The sequence below is a fragment of the Pedobacter jejuensis genome (assembly GCF_003725795.1).
Taxonomy (GTDB): Bacteria; Bacteroidota; Bacteroidia; order Sphingobacteriales; family Sphingobacteriaceae; genus Pedobacter; species Pedobacter jejuensis.
In genome coordinates this window covers 120,758-143,087 of record NZ_RBEE01000001.1, presented here as the reverse complement: position 1 = coordinate 143,087, position 22,330 = coordinate 120,758, and the positions used below count along the sequence as shown (strand labels likewise).

21 protein-coding genes are annotated in these 22,330 nt (G+C 34.6%); 18 read left to right on the top strand and 3 right to left on the bottom strand.

Translation table 11 applies throughout. The features are described 5' to 3' along the window. Window positions 1-3 precede the first annotated feature (3 nt). The 4 genes from D7004_RS00625 to D7004_RS00610 all read left to right on the top strand — a co-directional run bounded on the left by D7004_RS00625 (window position 4) and on the right by D7004_RS00610 (window position 6,179). Entirely contained in the window at window positions 4-1,404 is a 1,401-nt protein-coding gene (locus D7004_RS00625) for an efflux transporter outer membrane subunit (protein WP_123203933.1), read from the top strand. Between the two features lie 233 nt (window positions 1,405-1,637). Next, a complete protein-coding gene (locus tag D7004_RS00620; protein WP_123203932.1) occupies window positions 1,638-4,529 on the top strand; it encodes a DEAD/DEAH box helicase in 2,892 nt (963 codons plus the stop codon). Between the two features lie 486 nt (window positions 4,530-5,015). Continuing rightward, window positions 5,016-5,333: a YgaP family membrane protein gene (locus D7004_RS00615; protein ID WP_123203931.1), complete on the top strand. Its 318-nt coding sequence runs from the start codon at window positions 5,016-5,018 to the stop codon at window positions 5,331-5,333. 63 nt (window positions 5,334-5,396) lie between these two features. Further along, complete coding sequence (locus D7004_RS00610; protein WP_123203930.1) at window positions 5,397-6,179, top strand: 3-keto-disaccharide hydrolase; 783 nt, start codon at window positions 5,397-5,399, stop codon at window positions 6,177-6,179. A gap of 63 nt (window positions 6,180-6,242) precedes the next feature. On the opposite strand, the gene aat is transcribed toward D7004_RS00610, so the two are convergent. After that, window positions 6,243-6,881, bottom strand: coding sequence for a leucyl/phenylalanyl-tRNA--protein transferase (gene aat, locus D7004_RS00605; protein ID WP_123203929.1), 639 nt, complete (start codon window positions 6,879-6,881; stop codon window positions 6,243-6,245). Window positions 6,882-6,954: 73 nt separating this feature from the next. Between aat and D7004_RS00600 the strand changes: the two genes are divergently transcribed. Beyond that, complete coding sequence (locus tag D7004_RS00600; RefSeq protein ID WP_244214210.1) at window positions 6,955-8,397, top strand: DUF1800 domain-containing protein; 1,443 nt, start codon at window positions 6,955-6,957, stop codon at window positions 8,395-8,397. 74 nt (window positions 8,398-8,471) lie between these two features. Continuing rightward, window positions 8,472-9,671 carry a DUF1501 domain-containing protein gene (locus tag D7004_RS00595; protein ID WP_123203927.1) on the top strand — a complete coding sequence of 400 codons (1,200 nt, stop codon included), beginning with the start codon at window positions 8,472-8,474 and terminating at the stop codon, window positions 9,669-9,671. 92 nt (window positions 9,672-9,763) lie between these two features. On the opposite strand, the gene D7004_RS00590 is transcribed toward D7004_RS00595, so the two are convergent. After that, window positions 9,764-10,117, bottom strand: a complete 354-nt coding sequence (locus D7004_RS00590; RefSeq protein WP_123203926.1) for a hypothetical protein — start codon at window positions 10,115-10,117, stop codon at window positions 9,764-9,766. Between the two features lie 107 nt (window positions 10,118-10,224). Here D7004_RS00590 and D7004_RS00585 point away from each other — a divergent pair, with 107 nt between their 5' ends. From D7004_RS00585 to D7004_RS00570, 4 genes are all read left to right on the top strand, one after another. Beyond that, on the top strand, window positions 10,225-10,593 hold the full coding sequence (locus D7004_RS00585; protein WP_123203925.1) for a YccF domain-containing protein: 369 nt from the start codon (window positions 10,225-10,227) through the stop codon (window positions 10,591-10,593). Between the two features lie 255 nt (window positions 10,594-10,848). Next, on the top strand, window positions 10,849-11,163 hold the full coding sequence (locus tag D7004_RS00580; RefSeq protein WP_123203924.1) for a hypothetical protein: 315 nt from the start codon (window positions 10,849-10,851) through the stop codon (window positions 11,161-11,163). Between the two features lie 146 nt (window positions 11,164-11,309). Beyond that, entirely contained in the window at window positions 11,310-11,624 is a 315-nt protein-coding gene (locus tag D7004_RS00575; RefSeq protein ID WP_123203923.1) for a hypothetical protein, read from the top strand. Window positions 11,625-11,690: 66 nt separating this feature from the next. Next, window positions 11,691-13,022: a sigma-54-dependent transcriptional regulator gene (locus D7004_RS00570; RefSeq protein WP_123203922.1), complete on the top strand. Its 1,332-nt coding sequence runs from the start codon at window positions 11,691-11,693 to the stop codon at window positions 13,020-13,022. Between the two features lie 57 nt (window positions 13,023-13,079). Here D7004_RS00570 and D7004_RS00565 read toward each other — a convergent pair whose 3' ends face one another. Next, entirely contained in the window at window positions 13,080-15,560 is a 2,481-nt protein-coding gene (locus D7004_RS00565) for a hybrid sensor histidine kinase/response regulator (protein ID WP_123203921.1), read from the bottom strand. Window positions 15,561-15,785: 225 nt separating this feature from the next. On the opposite strand from D7004_RS00565, the gene D7004_RS00560 reads away from it, so the two are divergent. The 8 genes from D7004_RS00560 to D7004_RS00525 all read left to right on the top strand — a co-directional run bounded on the left by D7004_RS00560 (window position 15,786) and on the right by D7004_RS00525 (window position 22,110). Beyond that, the gene (locus tag D7004_RS00560; protein ID WP_123203920.1) at window positions 15,786-16,475 is read left to right on the top strand and encodes a helix-turn-helix transcriptional regulator; all 690 of its coding nucleotides are present in this window, start codon (window positions 15,786-15,788) and stop codon (window positions 16,473-16,475) included. Window positions 16,476-16,558: 83 nt separating this feature from the next. Continuing rightward, a complete protein-coding gene (locus tag D7004_RS00555; protein WP_123203919.1) occupies window positions 16,559-17,119 on the top strand; it encodes a DinB family protein in 561 nt (186 codons plus the stop codon). 183 nt (window positions 17,120-17,302) lie between these two features. Further along, window positions 17,303-18,265, top strand: coding sequence for a 23S rRNA pseudouridine(2604) synthase RluF (rluF, locus tag D7004_RS00550; protein WP_123203918.1), 963 nt, complete (start codon window positions 17,303-17,305; stop codon window positions 18,263-18,265). Window positions 18,266-18,379: 114 nt separating this feature from the next. Then, window positions 18,380-18,583 (top strand): DUF2683 family protein, encoded by a 204-nt coding sequence (locus D7004_RS00545; RefSeq protein WP_123203917.1) that lies wholly within the window; start codon window positions 18,380-18,382, stop codon window positions 18,581-18,583. Then, entirely contained in the window at window positions 18,559-18,840 is a 282-nt protein-coding gene (locus tag D7004_RS00540) for a Txe/YoeB family addiction module toxin (RefSeq protein ID WP_123203916.1), read from the top strand. The genes D7004_RS00545 and D7004_RS00540 overlap by 25 nt, the downstream gene beginning before the upstream one ends. A gap of 1 nt (window position 18,841) precedes the next feature. After that, the gene (gene rlmN / locus D7004_RS00535) at window positions 18,842-19,903 is read left to right on the top strand and encodes a 23S rRNA (adenine(2503)-C(2))-methyltransferase RlmN (protein ID WP_123203915.1); all 1,062 of its coding nucleotides are present in this window, start codon (window positions 18,842-18,844) and stop codon (window positions 19,901-19,903) included. Window positions 19,904-20,004: 101 nt separating this feature from the next. Then, window positions 20,005-20,718: a ComF family protein gene (locus D7004_RS00530; protein ID WP_244214209.1), complete on the top strand. Its 714-nt coding sequence runs from the start codon at window positions 20,005-20,007 to the stop codon at window positions 20,716-20,718. A gap of 18 nt (window positions 20,719-20,736) precedes the next feature. After that, window positions 20,737-22,110 (top strand): hypothetical protein, encoded by a 1,374-nt coding sequence (locus D7004_RS00525; RefSeq protein WP_123203914.1) that lies wholly within the window; start codon window positions 20,737-20,739, stop codon window positions 22,108-22,110. Window positions 22,111-22,330: the final 220 nt, after the last annotated feature.

Below are 22,330 nucleotides of genomic sequence, written 5' to 3'. Positions count from 1 at the left end.
AACATGAAATTTCAATATAAGTATTCAATTTTTATTGGTTTTACCATACTTACTTTAAGTGCATGTGTTACTAAAAAATATGAACGCCCGCAGTTAAATAGTGATGGTTTATATAGAGATAATAACACAACGGATACAACTACCATGGCAAATTTGCAATGGAAAAGTTTGTTTTCTGATACTACTTTACAGTCCCTTATCCAACAGGGTATAAATCAAAATTTAGATTTAAAGCAAGCCATAGAGCGTATAAAAATTGCCGAAGCTACTTTAATTCAAAGTCGTGGTGCATTATTGCCAAGTTTACAGGCCGATGTAAACGTAACCGATAATAAAGCATCGGCTGCAGCGCAAAATTTTCCTGCCGGAATAAATATTAATCTCGAAACGCAAACCTACAAAGCACAATTAAGCACAAGTTGGGAAGCTGATATTTGGGGCAAGTTAAGTAGTGCAAAGCGTGGCGCTTATGCCGCATTACTACAAAGTGATGCCGCTAAAAGAGCTGTACAAACGCAATTGATTGCAACCATCGCCAATAGCTATTATTCATTATTGGCATTGGATAAACAATTGGCCATTACCGAGCAAACAATTAAAATTAGAATGCAAGATGTGGAAACAGTAAAAGCTTTAAAAGAAGGTGCTGTAGTTAATGGCGCTGCTGTTGTACAAAGCGAAGCTAATTTATACGCTGCGCAAGTTACTTTGCCCGATTTAAAAAGAAGTATTAAAGAAGCAGAAAATGCGCTTAGCATTGTTTTAGCAAGAGCGCCAGGATATATCAACAGAACAACTTTAGATCAACAATCGCCTTACACCAATTTACAAACCGGTGTTTCTGCCCAGCTTTTGCAAAATCGCCCTGATGTTATTGCTGCAGAATTTGGATTTAGATCGACCTTCGAAAACACAAACTCCGCTAAAGCCTATTTTTATCCGGCATTAACTTTAACCGCCTCAGGTGGATTATCAAGTTTGCAATTGAGAGATTTTTTTAGTCAATCCATCTTTTACAATTTAGTAGGTGGTTTAACGCAACCTATTTTTGCAAAAGGACAAAACAAGGCTCGTTTAAAAACTGCAGAAGCCAATCAACAAATTGCATTTTATACATTCCAACAAACGCTTTTAACTGGCGGACAAGAAGTTTCTAATGCGTTGTATGCTTATCAAACCGCAGCAGAAAAGGAAGAAACAAGAGCTAAACAAATTGCATCTTTAACTAAAGCGGTAGATTTTACTAAAGAACTATTGCGTTACAGTTCTGCAACAAATTATACTGATGTTTTAACGTCAGAACAAAGTTTACTAACTGCACAATTGAGTGGCATAAACGATAGATTACAAAAATTACAATCAGTAGTAGAATTGTACCGTGCTTTAGGTGGCGGTTGGAAATAAGGATTTTCAATTAACACAAACGAAATAACAAAGCCTATAAATCATAAATTTATAGGCTTTGTTTCGTTTTGGTATTCGTTATAGCTTCTTTTACTAAAAAATTAGTAAAAGTTTATAGGCTGAAAACTTCCACTTTTCGATGCTATTTTACCTAATTTTTTGATGTCACATTAAAATAGTGTAAGTTTAAAGTTTTTCGAGCGGGTAGCTTGCAAAAAATTTTAAATCAAACAATGTTACGCGTCGATAGCTCTAAAAACTGTAAAGTTGTTTACTCTTTGTGCAAGCATGAGTATTTGGGCTATTTAATTGAACCTCACGTAGTTCAACTTAATCCTCAAGGCGATTTCTCTTTTACTTATCAAAGAATTTTTACGCACACCGCCGAAGAATTTAATGCCTGTTTAAGCGAAACGGATTATAAACTAATTAAAATTTTAGATGATATTGAACAAGATTCACTCATCAAAAAACACTATAAAAAACTAATCAGACCAACAGAATTTTTTACAAAAGTTTTCGACGTAAAATTTTATGAAAGTGTTCGTCCGAAAATTGAAAAAAAACTAGCAGAAGCTTTAGAAATTTTAAAAGTTAAGGACGAGCTATATTTAATGGATAAAGATGGTTGGCCGGTAGAGCGGAAAATAGAACTTGCTTCTGAACCAGCATCTATCCTATTCCATTTTCGCAGAAACGAAACAGAAACCCGCTATTTCCCTACCATCAAGTATCAAAATTTGCGCATCGAATTTATGTTTAAAGAAGCGCAAATTATCAGCAATAAACCAGCCTGGCTGTTATTAAACGATGTTTTATACTTTTTCGACCAGGATATTGAAGGTAAAAAACTGCAACCATTTTTAGCCAAAAGATACATTGCTATTCCAAAATCAACAGAGGCAACTTATTTCGAAAAGTTTGTCGCTCCATTAATAGAAAAACACCACGTCTATGCTGAAGGTTTTGAAATTAAAACCGAACAATATGAAGCAATTCCGGTATTAAAGATTTTTTATGTTGATGGAGGCTTATCACAAATACAGCTTTATTTTAAGTATGGGGAGTACGTTTTCCCGTTAGAAAATGCGCATAAAGTTACCGTCCGATTGGAAAATAAAGACGACAATTACATTTTTCACCGTATAAAACGTTCAGCAGAATGGGAGAAAAAGCAATTAAATCTTTTGTTATCTCTCGGACTTAAAAAAGCGAGTGCTCTATTTAGTAACCTCGAAGTTTTAGCCGCAGAAGAAAATCCAAGCTATGCAGCAATAAATTGGGTTAATGAACACATTGAAATTTTGGAAGCTTCGGGTTTTGAAATCGAACAAGCCACTGGCCAGAAACGCTTTGTTTTTGGTGCCAGCAAAATTGATTTAGAAGTTAAAGAAAGTAATGATTGGTTTGATATTAATGCCGTGGTTTGGTTTGGAAATTATCAAATTCCATTTCTTTCTTTAAAACAACATATACTGCATAAACGCAGAGAATTTATGCTTCCAGATGGCGAGGTGGCCATCATTCCTGATAAATGGTTTACACAATACGGTAGTTTATTTAGTTTAGCAGAAGCCGGCAAAAACCTAAAACTGAAGAAACACCACATCGGCTTAATTAATGATTTAGCCGAAGATAGTTTAGCAAATGTGACTTTAGAGCGCAAGCTTCAACGCCTGAATGATTTTGAGGATATTGCCGATACACAAATGCCTGTTCATTTTAAAGGCAACTTACGCGATTATCAAAAAGCAGGTTATAATTGGTTTAGCTTTTTAAGAGAATATAACTTTGGTGGCTGCTTGGCAGATGATATGGGTTTGGGTAAAACCATTCAAACGCTGGCTATGTTGCAAAAAGTTAAAGAAGACGATCAACTTGCTGCTACCCAAACTACATCGTTAATTATAATGCCAACATCGTTAATTTATAACTGGTTAACGGAGGCAAAAAAGTTTACGCCAAAGCTTAAAATTTTAGCACACACAGGTACCAACAGGAATAAAGATGTGGCAAATTTTGCCAACTACGACATTGTTATCACAACTTATGGTGTTACCCGGGTAGATGTTGATGATTTAAAAAATTTCTATTTCAACTATGTTATTCTTGATGAAAGCCAGAACATAAAAAATCCTGCATCAAAATCTTTTAAAGCAGTTAGAAGCTTAAAATCAAGACACCGACTAATATTGAGTGGTACGCCGGTTGAAAATTCTGTAGGCGATTTATGGTCGCAACTTACATTCTTGAACCCGGGCTTATTAGGTACACAAGCGTTCTTTTACGAAGAATACGTACAAGCCATTGAGAAGAAAAAAGATGAGGATAAAGCTAGAAAACTTCAATCCATTATAAAACCCTTTGTACTTAGACGAACGAAAGAGCAGGTTGCAGCCGAATTACCGCCAAAAACAGAGCAGGTAATTTATTGCGACATGAGCGAAGACCAGGCGGCTTACTATGAGAAAACAAAGTCTGCCTATCGAAACGATCTACTTCAAAGCATGGATGATGGAACTTTTAAGCAAAAACAAGTTCAGTTATTACAGGGCTTAACGGCTTTACGCCAATTGGCCAACCATCCGGTGATGATTGATGGAAGTTACATGTCCGATTCAGGTAAATTCGAAAACGTAATTCATACACTAGATAACGTTTTAAAAGGCGGACATAAAGTGTTGGTATTTTCGCAATTTGTTAAGCACCTCGATATTTTCAAAAAGCATTTTGAAGCAGAACATATTCCTTTTGCGTATTTAGATGGTTCAACTAGAAATCGTGGTGAAATCGTTTCTGAGTTTCAGCAGAACGAAAATTTAAAGGTTTTTTTAATTTCGATAAAAGCAGGTGGTGTTGGTTTAAACCTTACACAAGCTGATTATGTTTTTATTTTAGATCCATGGTGGAATCCTGCAGTAGAGCAACAAGCGATTGACAGAACGCATCGCATAGGGCAGGATAAAAAGGTTTTTATTTATAAGTTTATTGCCAAAGATACCGTTGAAGAAAAAATTCTTGCACTGCAGAATAGAAAAAAATCACTTGCAAATTCTTTAATCACCACAGAAGAAAGTTTCTTTAAATCCTTAAGTAAGGATGATATAAGAGATATTTTGAGGTAAGTTGGTGTGATGTAAATAATTTGTTATTTACATCGAAAAAAGTTTGCCACAGAAATTAAATATTTTTAGTAAAATGCTAAAAAGAGCTGCCACAGAAGCACAGATTTTTACAGAAATTAAATCCATTTAACACTCAAAATAAATTCCCACAGAAGCACAGATTTTCAAAGAATTATCTTTGTGAAGAGGCAATTTACACATAATGAAGTACTCCCTATTAAATCAATAACATCCAGGTTTGAAATTTAATAATAATATAAAAGGGTTATTTTGTAGTTCATTTCTATCTGAGGTTAATAGTTTGTTCAATTACGAACTCCGTGAAAATCTGTGCTTCTGTGGCAAAAAGAAATTAATATTTAGTATTTAAGAAAAGATTACTATTCCAGTGGCAAAACATTTCCCATCAATAACTTCAAAACTTTTTAATTAACGTAAAACTCATTTACTTTTAATCTGTTATACTATTAAATAAAGATTACTATCATGACAAACGAAGATTTAAACAACACAATACACAACGTAAAAGAAGCTTGGAAATATCCAGAGCTATATCAAAATGTTAGTCGCTCTGAACGTTGGCTTTCTGGCGCTGCAGGTACTTATCTATTGTATAAAGGCATAACAGGATTATTTTCGCATCCGGTAATTGGTTTAACTGGTGCAGCAATTGGTGCTGGCTTATTATATAGAGGAATTACTGGTTATTGTCCTGTTCGCGATTTATCTCAACAAGAGGAAGAAGGTTTAATACCAGACGAAGTTGTAGTAACAGAAACGTATGTGGTTGATGACCTTGCATAAAAATTGCTCACTATATTTTAGTTTACTAATAAATCGGTTAACTTTAAATGTTAATCTTTAATTATGAGCAAATACGCATTATTATTTATCCCGGCATTTTTTTCATTGCAGGCAATGGCACAGGATAAAAAAATCGATCCGGCAAAAGATCCAAAAACTACCGAAGTTTGGGCACCGATACCGAAAATTGTAACACCCGGAAACTTACCTCAAGAAGCACCTTCTGATGCTATTGTGTTATTTAATGGTAGAAATTTGGATGCTTGGCATTCTGTAAAAGACCCAACTAAACCGGCTGCATGGACAGTTGATGACGGTTTTTTTACGGTAAAAAAAGGGACTGGTAACATAGAAACTAATAAAAAGTTCACTGATTACCAGTTACACATGGAGTGGAAAATTCCAACAAATATCACTGGTGAAGGACAAGCACGTGGTAATAGTGGTGTATTTCTAGCATCAACTGGTGGTGGAGATGAAGGTTATGAAATCCAAATTATGGATTCCTACAACAATAAAACATACGTTAACGGGCAAACTGGTAGCGTTTACAAACAAGCAATACCATTAGCCAATGCCAATAAAAAACCAGGCGAGTGGCAATATTATGATATTATTTGGAATGCACCTCGTTTTAATGAAGATGGAACTTTATTAAAACCAGCAAGTGTTACTTTATTTCTAAATGGCGTTTTGCTGCAAAACGGACTTGTTTTAAAAGGTGAAACCAGATATATTGGAGCACCACAATATAAGAAATATGGTCCTGCTTCTATTAAATTACAAGATCACGGTGACCCAAGTCCGGCTATAAGTTTTAGAAATATTTGGGTTAGAGAATTATAATCTAATTTAAAACACAAAAAACCTGCAATGCTAAATATTGCAGGTTTTTTTACGCCTAATTTCTTAATCAGATTCTGCTTGAAGAATTTTCAAATAAGCTTCCCGGCTAATCATTTCAGCACCAAGACTTAATAAATGATCGTTAGAGATTTGGCAATCAATCAAATCTACGCCTGATTTACTTAAATAAATTAAAGCAACTTTAGATGCATTACTAACGTGGCTAAACATACTTTCGCCACAGAAAACACCATTTATTTTCAAGCCATATAAACCACCAACAAGTTTTTCATTAAGCCAAACTTCAACACTATGGGCAAAACCATTTTGGTGCAAATTTATATAAGCCTCTTGCATTTCGTTCGTAATCCAAGTTCCGTCTTGCCCCACTCGTGGCGTCGAAGCACAATTTTTTATCACCTCTGCAAAAGCTGTATTATTGGTAACAACGAGCATTCCAGAGTTGATTACCTTCCTCATGCTTTTGCTTATTTTAATTTTATCTGGATAAATTACACATCGCTGATGAGGCGCATACCAAAGAATTGGATCGCCTTCGCTGAACCAGGGAAATATCCCGTTAGAATATGCCAAAAGCAATCTTTCCAAGCTCAAATCTCCACCCACGGCAAGTAAACCATCTTCTTCTGCCAATGCAGGATTTGGAAAGCTGAGTTCATTATCAGGCAGTTGAAAAAACATCACCAAAAGTACTAATTGTAACAAAGATTAAACCACGGCGTTTAAAATAAGTCATACTACTAAAATCATCATTATGAGTGCTAACGATAATTTCTACAAAGTAAAACATCTTTACAACCGTGCTGGCTTTGGTATTTCTTATAACGATTTACATAAACTTAGTCGTAAAAACTTAAATAAAGTTGTTGATGGTTTATTTAAAGAACCTAAGCAAAACGATGAAATTACGCTTATAGATAGTGTTGCCTCTAAGCAACAATTATTGATGCAGGCAGGCTTGTATGCAAAGAAAGATTTAACGGATGAAGAAAAAAAGCAGCGTCAGGAAATTGTTAGCATGCAGAATGAGAAAAGCCGCGATTTAAATATCGCTTGGGTAGAAAAAATGATTAATACCGAGCATCCACTACTCGAAAAGATGACCTTGTTTTGGCATGGACATTTTGCTTGCAGAAGCAATAACCCAATGTTTGCACAACAACTCAACAACATTCAAAGAAACAATGCTTTAGGCAGTTTCAAAACTTTGTTGGTTGAAGTTTCAAAATCTCCGGCAATGCTGCAATATTTAAATAACCAGCAAAATAGAAAAGGGAAACCAAACGAAAATTTCGCTCGGGAGCTGATGGAATTGTTCACCTTAGGCCGAGGAAATTATTCGGAACAGGACATTAAAGAATCAGCCCGCTCATTTACCGGATGGATGTATGATAAAGATGGCTCATTTATTTTTCGACCAAATTTGCATGATGCGGGAACAAAAACGTTCTTTGGAAAAACAGGCAATTTTGATGGAGAAAATATTATTGATATCATTTTGGATAAGCCTGAAACTGCGGAATTTATATCGCGAAAGGTGTATAAATTTTTTGTAAACGATAACCCAAATGAAACGCATATTAAAGAACTAGCAAATCATTTTTTTAACTCAAAATACAATATTGCTGAGTTAATGAAAAAAATGTTTACATCCGATTGGTTTTATAGTCCCGAAAATATAGGTTCAAAAATTAAATCGCCAGCCGAGTTTTTAGTTGGTTTAAGCCGAGAATTTTATGTCACTTACAACAAGCCTCAAGTATTAATTCAGCTGCAAAGTAGTTTGGGTCAATATTTATTTAATCCGCCAAATGTAGCGGGTTGGCCGGGCGGACAAAGCTGGATTGATAGCTCTTCGTTAATGTTAAGAATGCGCATTCCATCTTTGGTTTTGAATGATGGCGAGATTGATTTTAGCGGAAAGGCAGACCCGGAAGATGAAGCTGTAATTGCACAAAGCAGAATAGCTACCGTTAATGCAAACACCAAAATTAAACCAAAATCTTATGTAGATGCAAAAGCAGACTGGCCTAAATTTTTAAGCACACTACCAAAGGGAATTAAGCCAGTTGAACTTGCCGAATTTTTACTTCAGCCAAAGCTAAATGAAAAAATAAAGGGTATGATTGGTGACAATAAAGGTTTAAAAAGCACATCGGTTGAGTTAACCAGTATGCCCGAATATCAACTTTGTTAGTTAATTATTAATATACCATTAGAAGGATAATTGGTTTTTAGACTAAATGTCCCTTCAATCAAATACATAAAAAGATGGATAGAAGAAGTTTTTTAAGAAATACAGGTTTTGTTGCGGCAGGTTCTTTATTTGTACCTGCTTTTATGAAACCGCTTGAAGCAATGGCGCTTGATGAATTAAGTTTGTACAAAAATCTAGTGGTTGTACAGCTTTCTGGCGGTAACGATGGTTTAAATACTGTTGTTCCTTATGGCAATGACATTTATTATCAAAAAAGAAAAGGCATTGCCATTAAGCCTGAGCAAATTATTAAGCTAAATGATATGCAAGGCTTAAATCCAAACATGGCGGCATTGCAAGAAATTCATGACCAAGGATGGATGACCGTTATAAATGATGTTGGCTATCCAAATCCAGATCGTTCTCATTTCCGCTCGATGGACATTTGGCAAACAGGTAGTGAAAGTAACCAGTTTTTATCCACAGGATGGATTGGCCGATACCTGGATAGCAACTGTCAAACCTGTAAATATCCATATACTGCAATTGAGGTAGATGATTCGCTCTCACTTGCGATGAAAGGACAAACTAAAAAAGGAATTGCGTTGAAAGACCCTGCAGCATTGTATCGCAATACAAATGATCCGTTTTTTAAAGCAATGCTTCAAAATGATAAAGAACATTTAGATGAGGATAATTTGGGTTATTTGTATAAAACCATGATTGAGACATCATCATCAGCAAACTATATTCAAAACACATCGAAGGTTTATCAAAATAAAGCCGTTTACCCACAATCTGGTTTTGCAAATCAACTGAAAACGGTTTCCAAATTCATTTCTTCAGGCTTAAAAACTAGAGTTTATTATGTTTCACTAAGTGGTTTTGATACACACGTAAATCAAATTCAGCAGCAAGGAAATTTACTGAAACAATATAGCGAAGGTATGGCTGCCTTTTTGAAAGACCTTAAAACAAATAATAAACTAGAAGATACTTTAGTGGTTACATTCTCAGAGTTTGGCAGGAGAGTTGAGCAAAATGCAAGCAATGGAACAGACCATGGAACCGCTAATAATATGTTCATTTTCGGAGGCAGATTAAAAAAACAAGGAATATTTAATGCAGCACCAAACCTTGGCGATTTAGATACCGGCGATTTGAAATATCAATTGGATTTTAGACAAGTTTATGGAACCATTTTAGATAAGTGGCTGGATGTAAATAATGCTGATATATTAAATAAAAAGTTTAATACTTTGGATTTTATTTAGGCTTCTAGTTTTTCCCGCAGATTGTCGTTGATAAAAACTTCAGATTTTCACAGAAGAATTGTGACGAGAATATCTGCGGGAAATGAGCACTGCTATTTTCTTTTTAGCAGGTATTTTGTGTAGCTTGAGTCCTTTCCATTTTGAACTTCTCTAGTCTGAAAAATTTCATATCCATAATTTTTCATTTTATTTGCACAATCCAGTAAAGAATTAAATTCAAGCTTTTTTCCGTTGTCATCTCGAATTAATGCATCATCCTCATATTCGATTTTCTGCCCATATTCTAAAATTATTCCTGTTTTTCGGCTAAAATATTGTCGGTCAGCAGAAATTTCTATGTATGGAGTAGTAATGTCAGTTAACTTAACTTTGTTAACATTTTGAGCTTTTGCGCTGGAAAAACCAATGCATGCGACCGCAGTCGTTAAGAGAAGTGTTTTTTTCATAATAAGGTTTCTTTTGTGTGTACCCTAAATTATAAAATAATATCCTTTGCTTATTGTATTGAAATGTAACAAAATCAACTTCAATCTATCTTAACCTAAAACGCATAATGAATTTTTTAGGTAACATCGTTTGGATTATTTTTGGAGGCATCTTTATTTTTTTTGAATACATAATAGGTGGTTTAATCCTTTGTCTTACCATAGTTGGTATTCCTTTTGGCATACAATGTTTTAAATTCGCAATCGTTGGTTTAGCACCTTTTGGTGTTAAAATATCCGATACATCATCAAACACAGGCTGTTTATCTACAATAATGAACATTATTTGGATTTGTTGCGGAGGCATTTGGATAGCATTAACTCACTTTCTCTTCGGGATTTTATTGTGCATCACAATTGTAGGCATTCCTTTCGGTCGCCAGCATTTTAAACTGATGAATTTAGCTTTTACGCCTTTCGGAAAGTCGATATCATAAATAAGTCGATTAAGTTTTACAAGCCATTTGCATAAAAGCTTTTACCACATTAGATAAAATCTTCTTTAATGATTGATGCGATTTCGCGATAGATTGTTACCATTACACCCAACCTGTAGAGAAATTCTACACTTTTATTCTGAAAGTATATTTATAAACATTTGATAACTAATGCATTAAAGTTTTAAATGCCTTTGGCATCATTATGAAACAATAGCAAATACAATTAGACATTAAATTTTAAAAAATCATACTATGAAAAAGTTCATTTTATCAGCTACATTCTTAGCGTTCGCAGGGTTCTCAGCAGTACAAGCAAGTGAAATTAACACAATTAAAAATCCTGCAATTGTTGCAGTTCAAGATAGCACAGTAAAAACACCAGTTAAATTAGAAGAATTGCCAGAGCCAGTTACAACGGCATTAAAATCTGATGCATACAAAGGCTGGACAGCAACTGAAGCATGGGCAGTGAAAGAAGGAACAAAAGAATATTATTTAATTAATGTCAAAAAAGAAGCAGAAACAGGTTCTGTGAAAATTGACAAAGATGGTAAGCCAGTTCAGTAATCTGTAAATTAACGCTTTCAATAACATAATCAACAAATCACAATCTTGGGGAATGTGATTGAACCAAAACTAAACAACCATCATGATATCAATATCAAATTTAATATCATGATGGGTTTAATTTCATCAATACAAAATAATTAGAAATGAAAAAATTGATTTTATCAGCTGCGTTTTTAGCCTTTGCCGGATTCTCAGCAGTACAAGCAAGTGAAGTAAATACAATTAAAAATGCTGCAATTACTGCAGTTCAAGATAGCGCTGTAAAAACGCCAGTTAAACTTGAAGAATTACCAGCTCCAGTTACAACTGCATTAAAATCTGACGCTTACAAAGGCTGGACAGCAAGCGAAGCTTGGTCAGTTAAAGAAGGTACAAAAGAATATTACCTAATCAATGTTAAAAAAGAAGCAGAAACAGGTTCTGTAAAAATCGACAAAGACGGTAAACCAGTTCAATAAATCCCAAAATTACATCTACCTTATAAGAATGGCCAGACTTTGTCTGGCTTTTCTTATTTTTGTTGTATGGCGAGAATCCTGATTTTAGAAGACGATACAACTTTTGCACAATTACTTGATGGTTTTTTAACAAAAAACCATCATGAGGTTACGCTTGTAACACACATTAAACAATCGCTAAAACTCATCGAAAATCAACAGTTTGATTTGTTATTGGTAGATTACCGCCTTCCAGATGGAATAGGCTTTGAATTGATTACACACTCCCGTAATCTAGGCCTTTCTACTCCAATCATCATCATGACAAGCTTTAACGATGTTCGAACAGCTGTAAAATCCATGCAAATGGGTGCGTTTGATTATATCACCAAGCCTGTTAATCCCGACGAACTTTTAATGGTTATAAATAATTCTTTAACCAAAAAAGATACTAATAACCTTAATACATCAGAAACAGATTCAGATTTTATAAAAGGAAAAAGTGCAACTTCTGATAGGCTATATGAACATATTGCATTGGTTGCACCTACGGATATGTCGGTAATCTTTCAGGGCGAAAGCGGCACAGGGAAAGAATTTGCTGCAAGAACCCTACATCAACAAAGCAAGCGGGCTGATAAACCCTTTATTGCAATTGATTGCGGTGCATTATCAAAAGATTTAGCTGCAAGTGAATTATTTGGACATGTTAAGGGTGCTTTTACTGGTGCCTTAAACGATAAAAAAGGGCAATTTGAGGCCGCAGATGGCGGCACTTTGTTTCTTGATGAAGTTGGTAATTTAAGCTACGAAGTTCAAATCAAGTTGCTCCGTGTTTTACAAGAAAGAGTTATTCAACCATTAGGCAGCACCAAACAAATATCTGTTGATGTAAGAATAATTACAGCCACAAATGATGATTTATTAAACAGCATTGCTGAAGGCGAGTTTAGAGAAGACCTATATCATCGTTTAAACGAATTTAAAATCCAGTTGCCAGCTTTACGAGATAGAGGAAATGATTTAGAATTATTTATTAACCACTTTATTGATTTATCGAACCGAAATTTAGGGAGAAATGTTAAAAGTATTGCTGCAGATGCAAAATCACTTCTGCTGAATTACGATTGGCCGGGTAACCTGCGTGAATTGAGCAATGTGATTAAGCGCATGGTTTTATTAACACCAGGTGATATTGCCCAGGTGAGTGCATTGCCCGATGAAATGATGATTTCTGTAAACCAACAAACTTTGCCTGGAAGTTCATCAGATTTAAAAGCTGTAAATGAACAGAACGAAAAAAACATCATTACAGAAACATTGATTAAAGTAAAACACAATAAATCTAAAGCTGCCAAAATGCTTAATATTGATAGAAAAACGCTTTATGCGAAGATGGAAAGATATGGAATTGATTAGTGAATTTGTGATTTCATTTAAGTATCAAGAGTTACTGTAGCTTGTTAAGCAACTTACTTACAATCGTTCTGCTTCAGGCTCCATTTCATCCAAAACAGAAATTAAACCATCCAACTTCTCCAGTTGAATATGTATTTCTTCAGCAATAGCATTATCTAAACCTTTTGCGGCGATGTCCAATTCTAATAATCTAAATGCTGTAGCTAAAGTTTTAGAACCCATTTGTGCAGTTCTGCCTGCAAGGCGATGCACAATTAAACGACACTTATCTTTGTTTTGATTTGCGAGTTGGATTTTTAATTCGGCAGCATCATCAATGCAATCTTGCTTAAATCTATTCAAAATTTTAGCTAACATTTGTTGGTCGCCAAAAGTCATTTTTTCAATAGAAGACAAATCAAACTCTGGCCGCTCTATTAATATTTTCTTTTTATCAAATATGGATAGCAAATCAACCGTTCTAAATGGTTTCATAATCAAACCATCAAAGCCTTCGCTCAACACCATTTCCCGCTCTTCGGGTAACACCTGTGCAGTAATGGCATAAAACTTAATATGAGCAGCGAGTTTTTTCTTTAAAATATGGCAGAGTTCTAAGCCCGTCATTTCAGGCAAACGCATATCTATCAGAACATATTTTAAGTCGGGTAAAGGCTCTTCTTGTAGAATGTCAGCAACCTGACTAAAACTTTTAAACGGAATGTTGTTTTTCTCGAAAATTAATCCGCACAATTCTAAAATCAGCTTATCATCATCAATTACCCAAACCGTACCAGGATTTGTAATTTCGTACTGCTCAAAATCTAACGCATCACTTATTATTTCATTCGTATATTCATATTTTAGATAAATATTAAAAGTAGTGCCTTTGCTCGGTTTACTCTTGACATAAATTCTGCCACCTTGATTTTCTATCAGCGATTTCACAATTGTTAAACCCAAACCTGTTCCGGTTTGGTTAATAATGTATTTTTCTGGCGACTCAATCTGTTCAAACTCATTAAATATTTTTGTGACGTCTGTTTCAGCAAAGCCAATACCAGTATCTTTTATCGTAAAATTAAAGTGTAAATCATCATCTTGTTTCTTGCAGGTAACGCCAAGCATAATCTCGCCCTTAAGGGTAAATTTAACTGCATTGCCCAGCAAGTTAAATAAAACCTGTTTCAACCTAAATGCATCTCCCTTTACAAATTCAATTGATCCTAAATCCAAATCAACAATTAGTTTAAGTGATTTCTGTTCTGCAAGCGGCCGCATGATAGAAATCACTTCATCTAAAACTTTTTTTATGCTGAAAACTTGATTGTTAAAGCTAAACTCGCCAGAGATAATTCTATTATAATCGAGCACTTCGTTAACAATTTGAAGCAAATGAATAGAGGATTGGTATATCGCATCTACATCTTTCTTGTTTGGATTATCTTGCTGTGAGATTAATTCGGCATAGCCTAAAATAGATTGTAAAGGTGTTCGTATTTCATGGCTCATGTTTGATAAAAAACGTTGTTTTGCCTTGCCATGATACTCCGCTTCATCTTTCGCCAATTCAAGTTCCTTCCGATATTTATTGCTTCTGGTAATGTCAGTCAATATCAAATACAACAAAACCACAGTAATTAAAAAAAAGGCTACTATAATGGTAGTAATCTGCGTTATTCCATCATTTACAACTTGTTTAGCCTGAATACCATTCAAATCCACCTGCGCAACAGCTTGTCCTTCAACTTCCCTTAAAATTTGCAGCATCTGGCTTGTCAAAGCATTACTCGCATTTGATAATTCTGCCTCACGTTTTAAAAATTTCTGACTTTTCTGACGTTGCTCTAGTTCAATGTTTTTTAAAGAACCAGTCATGCTTTTCATTACACTATCTTCGGCCCTGGCGTTTAAGGTATCTCGTTTAACCTTAAATTCTTCATTAATAATTTTATAAACATCAGATTTCTTTTTACCAAAAAGTTTGCTCAAAAAACCTCTCGATTTTTCTTCATCTTCTGGTGCAACTGTAGTGGTAGAAGTTGTAGTTTCAGTTGTTAAAACAGCGCTATCGGTTTGCATAGAACGGGTGGCAACCAATGCATTTAGCTTTTTAACTTCATTAGAAAATGATTTTGTATTTATTAAGGTTTCTCGTACCTGGAGATAAGATATAAATTGCTTATCGCGTTCTATGAGTAAGCCTCTTATTGATTTTATTCTAGAAAGCTGCAACGAATCATTGGCATAAAGCGCTTTCAAAGTATCTAAACTTGCTCTTAATTTTCGCGATTCTTTTAAAAAACTATTACTTCCTTGTTTACTGAAAGCTTCATCACGTTGCAATTGATCGAGCCTTGCTATTTTGTGTGATAAATCATTAACAATTCTAAGTCTATCGTTAGGTTCAGAAATTTCCTCAACCGTATTCAGCATTCTGGTAAACGCAAATTTGCTTATACCCCAAGCCAATAGTAATGCAAAACAGGCAAATAAGAACCCAATAATTACTTTACTTTTTATTGCCCTGAAGAACCTTTTCTGAATTACAGCTGCCATTAATAGAAGATGATTATATGCAATAACGACTTTTTCGCCGAAAAGACATGCATCTCAATATAGAACAAATAACATACCAAGCAGATTTTCTTACTTTGATATAAATCTAAATCAGAAATTCAAATGATTTAGATTTAACTCAGATACAGGTTTATATGAAACTAAATTCCATTTAGATAAAGAATTCGTCGGCATTTTCCTTAATTTTAGCCAAGTCATAGCTTTATGAATCGCATAGATCGCCTTTTCGGAATATTAACTTTATTGCAATCAAGGAAATATATTTCTGCAGAAAAAATTTCAGAAAGATTTAATATTAGCATTCGTACGGTTTACCGTGATGTTAAGGCTTTGCAGGAACAAGGAATACCAGTAGGCTTTGAACAGCCCAAAGGTTATTTTCTGGTGCAAGGATATTTTTTGCCACCGGTTTCTTTTAATATGGATGAGGCAAATGCATTGCTCCTGGTAGAAAGTTTGGTTAACGGTTTTGCAGATAATTCAATCCGAACGCATTATACTGCTGCCCTTACTAAAGTGAAGGCTGTTTTAAAAACCAGCCAGAAAGAGAAGCTGGAAAATATGAACCAGCACATTAGATTACAGATCCCAGAACGTTTAAGGTTCAACTATGAGTATCTATCGCTTATTCAAAATGCCATAACAGAGAAGAATATAATAGAACTGGAATATAAAAATGCCAAGGATGAAACCAGTAAAAGAGAGGTTGAACCAATTGGATTAATATTCTATGCCTTCAGCTGGCATTTGATTGCTTGGTGCCATTTTCGGAATCAATACCGCGATTTTAATTTAACCAGAATTGTTTTTCTTAGAAACCACGAAAAGCCCTTTATAAAAACCGAACACATGCCTTTGAGTAATTACATGAGCATGTTACCCGTTAATTTTTAAATTATAATTACTGCTTCTATTTTCACACTGCCATAGGGTTGTCAGTCTGCTGTATTTTCTTTGTTGAAACAAAATCTAAAACCATGAGTATAACCGACCTGCTATTAATGGAAATCAATACAATGGAAAAATCTAAACAACAAAACATGGACATTATCAAAGCATTATTAAAAGAATTCGAAGCAGAATTTAACACCACAAAAAAATTTATAGCACTTGTTCCTGCTGATAAGTTTGATTGGGCGCCGCATGAAAAAAGCATGAAAATGAAATCATTGGCAAGCCACATTGCAGAGTTACCAGAGTGGGTAAGTATGGCTTTCACAGCCGATGGTTTGGACTTCGCAACTGCTCCTTATGAAGAGAAGCACATTGAAAACAGTGATGATTTAATGAGGCTACTGGAAACCAGTTATCAAAGTGGAAAAGCTGAACTGGAAAAAGCGCAACCAAACGCTTTTGATGAACAATGGATTTTAAGAAATGGAGATCAGATTTTAGGAGATTTAACCAGATATGAAATGATGCGAATAGCTTTTAGCCAAACCATTCACCACAGAGCACAGTTAGGTGTTTACCTGAGGTTATTAAATATTCCCATTCCCGGTAGCTACGGACCAAGTGCTGACGACCAAAGTTTTTAATTTTTTTTAACTACAAAGAAAACCTAGAATATAGGTTTCGAAATTTGCCACAGAAACACGGAGGTTTAATAAAAGAAATTGGAAACTCTTTTTGTTCATCTGTGCTTCCGTGGCAATATATTTTAAATCCATTTAACCAAACGTCTTTGGTTAAATAAGCAATTATTTCCGTAAAATTGCAGCATGAATAATAACTCTGCAACTCGTTTAAATAAATTTATCAGCGAAAGCGGATTATGCTCCCGTCGCGAGGCAGATAGATTTATCGAGAAAGGTACAGTTTTTATAAATGGTAAGCGGGCCAAAATTGGCGACCAGGTTTTTCCAAAAGATAAAGTAATGGTTAACGGCCACAACATCGAACCAAAGGAAGAATCGAACTTTATTTTACTTGCTTTTAATAAACCTGTTGGCATAACCAGTACCACAGAATCAAATATTAAAGATAACATTGTTGATTATGTAAACCATAGTGAACGTATTTTTCCTATCGGGCGTTTAGATAAAGATTCTTCTGGCTTGATATTTTTAACCAACAATGGCGACATTGTAAACAAGATTTTAAGAGCCGGCAACAAACACGAAAAAGAATATTTGGTTACCGTTAATAAACCAATTACCGAAGATTTTATTTTCGAAATGGGTAATGGCGTGCCTATCTTAGGCGTTAATACGCGTAAATGTAAAGTTCGGCAGGTTGCTCCTTTTGTTTTTAACATCATTTTAATTCAGGGCTTAAATAGGCAAATTAGAAGAATGTGCGAACATTTTGGCTATGAAGTTACCAAGCTTGAACGTACCAGAATTATGAACATTAACCTGAAAGGCATCCCAACAGGAGAATTCAGGGAACTTACAGAAGAGGAAATGAATGGCATTATGAAAAGTGTCGAAAAATCATCTTCTGAAGCTGCTTCAAAGCCAAAAAACACCAAGAAAAAAACAAACTCCTGGGAAGAGATTCCGGAAACAAAGAACGATCAACCGAAAAAGCCATTTAAACCCGCTCAAAAATCAGCAGGAAAAAAAACGACTGGTTATTCTTCTGCCAAGCCAGCTAGTAAAAGTGGTTCATCCAATAGAAATACACGACCTCCAAAAGGTAAATCAGCAGGAAAATCTAGTAGCAGGCAAAGAGGAAGATAAACCAATAAATTGTAAATTTCTGACTTTCAATCGGTTGCTTTAAGCTAATATCTTTCAGCTTAAAAGCTTTTTAGTACCTTTGTATAAATTGTTTGGCAGCAAATAACGATAAATATGGAAGCATTAATTATATACCCCGAAACTAAAGAGCAAATGGCTGTTTTAAAAGCCGTTGCTAAAGCTTTGAAGGTTAAAACTGAAACAGAAAAAAGCCCTTATAATCCAGAATTTGTGAAGATGATTAAGATGGCTGAAAAAAGAGCGAATTTTAAAACTATTGATCCTAATGATGTATGGGGAAGTTTAGGGTTGAAATAGAAGAATTAGCAGAAACTCATCTCCGAAAACATTACAAATCAGGCAATATTGCTAGTATCAAGAAAATTGAAAAGATTCTTGCTGAACTTACAGAAACACCCTATCAAGGTGTTGGCAATCCTGAACTACTAAAACATGAGCTAACAGGCTTGTGGGCTAGGAGAATAAACCAGAAAGATAGAATGATTTATAAAGTTGAAGAAAACATTGTTACAGTTTTCATTATTGCAGCTATGGGTCATTACAGTGATAAATAAAATGTTAGAGAAAACAGCAAAAAAAACCGATATCCGCTCATTAGATTTGCAACAGTTGCAACAGCAATTGACGGCAATGAAGCAACCTGCTTTCAGAAGCAAGCAAATCTATCAATGGCTATGGGAGAAATCGGCAACCAGTTTTGATGAAATGAGCAATCTTTCTAAAGATTTACGCAAATCATTAGATGAAAATTTTGCCATTAATGCTGTTCAGGTAAATAATTCTCAATTTAGTAACGATCATACCATTAAAAACACTTTCCGCCTTGCAGATGGAAATATTGTTGAAGGTGTTTTAATTCCTTTGGAAGATCGAATGACAGCTTGCGTGAGTTCGCAGGTTGGCTGCAGTTTAACCTGTAAATTTTGTGCAACAGGTTATATGGATCGTAAGCGTAACTTAAATGCCGATGAAATTTACGACCAGGTTGTTTTAATTGATAAACAGGCCAAACAAAACTACAATAACCCGCTTACCAATATTGTGTATATGGGTATGGGCGAGCCACTTTTAAATTATGCAAATGTAATGAAGTCTATCGAACGCATAACCGCTCCAGATGGATTAAACATGAGTTATAAACGAATTACGGTTTCTACAGCTGGTATCGCAAAAATGATTAAAAAATTGGGTGATGATGGTGCAAAGTTCAATCTTGCCCTTTCGCTACATGCTGCTGATGATAAAAAGCGTAATGAAATTATGCCTATTAATGAAGCAAATACTTTAAAAGCATTAGCTGATGCATTGAAATATTATTTTGCCAAAACGAAAAATCCGGTTACTTACGAATACATTGTATTTAATCATTTCAATGATGAAATTTCTGATGCAATGGATTTAGCCAAGTTTTGTAAGCACATTCCATGCAAAGTAAATTTAATAGAATATAACCCTATTTCTTTTGCAGATTTCACCAACGCCGAAGGAGATAAAATTGATGCCTTTTCAAATTACCTTAAATCTCAGGGAATCAATACCAACATTCGCCGTAGTCGCGGTAAAGATATTGATGCCGCTTGTGGCCAATTGGCTGTGAAAGAGGAAGCTCAAGCATAAGTTTTTGCTATTTTTCCCCTATCATTTTGGCTCGTAATTTTGAATAACCTTCTAAAGGCATTATATTTATTTAGCAAAATTAGCTCGATAAAATATTGTTTATGATGGCAAGCGTTAGATCTTCATTCAAACATTGGGGTAATGATTTGATTGGATTATTATTCCCAAATTTTTGCAATGCCTGTGGAATTCCGCTTTTTCAAAACGAAAAAATTATCTGCACCAAATGTTTATACGATTTACCTTTCACCGATTACCACATTCATGCAGAAAATCGGGTTGCTAAACAACTTTGGGGAAGATTGCCCCTAAATGCGGCAATGGCAATGCTTTATTTTAGAAAAGGCGCCAAGGTTCAAAATTTAATACATAGCTTAAAATACAATAGTAAAACTGATGTTGGCATATTTTTAGGGAATATGCTTGGTGAAAGATTAAAAATAAGTCCTGTTTACAATGATATAGACTTAATTATTCCAGTTCCATTACATCATAAAAAACTACGTTTAAGAGGTTACAACCAAAGCAGTTATATTGCCGAAGGAATAGCAGAAAAAATGGATGTCTTATTTGATGAATCCGTACTAATTCGAGCCATTTCTACTGAAAGCCAGACTAAAAAAAGCAGGTATAGCCGTTATGAAAACATGAAAGCAGTATTTAAAACTAATAATGCCCAAAGCATTATCGGCAAACATATTTTATTGGTTGATGATGTGATTACTACTGGTGCTACGCTCGAAGCTTGTGCCAATGCACTTATTGAAAATGGTGCAAGCAAGGTTAGCATTGCTGCCTTGGCTTTCGCCGAATAATTTTCTCATATTTGATACATGCGGTCACTTTACTACAGCTTATTTACCATTATAATAATTTCTGCAGGTTGCCGTAAAGATGAGCGCATTTCTACAGATGTTAATACCAAACTAACTTTATCAAATACCACTCTTTTATTTGATACCATTTTTACTTCCATCGGTTCTACCACTAGAAAAATTAAAGTTGTAAATAAAAATAATGAGGCCCTTAATATTTCTGAAATCAAACTTTCAGGTGGAGCAGCTTCTCCTTTTGCTTTGAATATTAATGGACAAAATCTATCCGCAAAAAATAATTTGATTTTAAATGGCAAAGATTCGCTAAATATCTTTGTTAAAGTAACCATTAACCCGGATGCCAAAACCACACCTTTTTTGATTCAAGATTCGATAATCATTTCCTCAAATGGCAACCGACAAGCCGTTCAGCTTTTGGCTTATGGTCAAAATGCTGTCTTCATTAATAATGGAATTATAAATACCAATACCACCTGGAATAAAAATCTGCCTTACATCATCAACGGTTCAGTTAATATTAAATCTGGTACAACATTAACCATCCAGCCTGGAGCAAAAATATATTTTCATAAGGATGCAGAAATGAATATTGATGGATTTTTAAATGCAAGTGGTAGCCATGCTGAACCAATTTTATTTTGTAGTGATAGATTAGAAACCATTTACAGCAATGAGCCCGGGCAATGGAAAGGCATTTACATCAGTAGAACTGGTGGTGGTATGATAAAGAACGCAACTATAAAAAATGCATCGGTAGGCATAACATCCGATTCACTTTCGGCAAATTCAAATCCCAAACTTTTGGTTAGCAATAGCATAATCAAAAACATGCAGGTGGCTGCGTATGTTGGCAATCACTCCGAATTCTTAGCTTTTAATAATTTATTTTATAATTGCGGCAACTACTTAATTTACGCTATTGGAGGTGGTAATTACAATTTTAAACAAAATACCTTTGTAGGCTTCAATCCCGATTTTCCACGAAAAACAGCAGCATTAACTTTTTCCGATTACTTAAATAATAAGGTATATAATAAGCTTCAAATAGAATTAACAAACAATATTATTTGGGGAAGTTTAAATAATGAATTAGATATTATGAAGAAAACTTCGGCCATCCTTCAGCTTAATATTTTTAACAACTTAATTAAAACAACCAATTTAACATATAACCTTAACGGAAACCTCATCAATACCGACCCTTTATTTGTTTCGCCTGGCTTAGAAAATTATAATGTTTTAGTTTCAAGTCCTGTAATTAAAAAAGGTTTAGATTTATCTAAAGACCCATATTTCAACTCCTATTTAAATCAAGATCTAAATAATAAACCAAGGTTTTTTCCCTCAACAATTGGTTGCTATGAAAATTAATTGTTTTTTTTATTTTATTCAAAACAATTAATAATTGAATGCGTTTATATATTCGAGAGCGTTAATTTAGATGGTAAGGGTCGATATTTCTTCAAAAGAATATCGGCCCTTTACTTTTCAACCAGGATTTTAGGATGAAAAGATTTTCAAGATTTGAAAAGTTAACTAAGCTTTGACAAATCTAATCAGCATCAGGGAAATAATTTGCCAAAGTTGTATC